Source organism: Microseira wollei NIES-4236 (assembly GCF_020521235.1).
GTDB classification, from domain to species: Bacteria; Cyanobacteriota; Cyanobacteriia; order Cyanobacteriales; family Aerosakkonemataceae; genus Microseira; species Microseira wollei.
The window spans coordinates 1-247 of sequence record NZ_BLAY01000761.1 but is presented as its reverse complement, the minus strand read 5'-3'; the positions used below and the strand labels follow the sequence as shown (position 1 = coordinate 247).

Here is a 247-nt window from a genome sequence, read left to right as displayed (position 1 = left end):
ACCCGAATTTATGAAAAACGATCCGCAATCTTGTCGGGACACGGCATCAGAAATATTCTGGAGCCATCAAAATTTGATGATTGCCGTGTCCCTACCCGAATTTATGAAAAACGATCCGCCATCTTGTCGGGACACGGCATCAGAAATATTCTGGAGCCATCAAAATTTGATGATTGCCGTGTCCCTACCCGAACCCATGAAAAACGATCCGCAATCTTGTCGGGACGCATCAGAAATATTCTGGATA

The 247-nt window shown here is 44.9% G+C and carries 1 protein-coding gene; it reads left to right on the top strand.

Going from position 1 to position 247, the window contains the following annotated elements; all coding sequences use genetic code 11:
* Positions 1-10: 10 nt before the first annotated feature.
* The coding region (locus MiSe_RS50470) for a hypothetical protein (RefSeq protein ID WP_226595153.1) at positions 11-247 on the top strand (237 nt) is incomplete at its 3' end.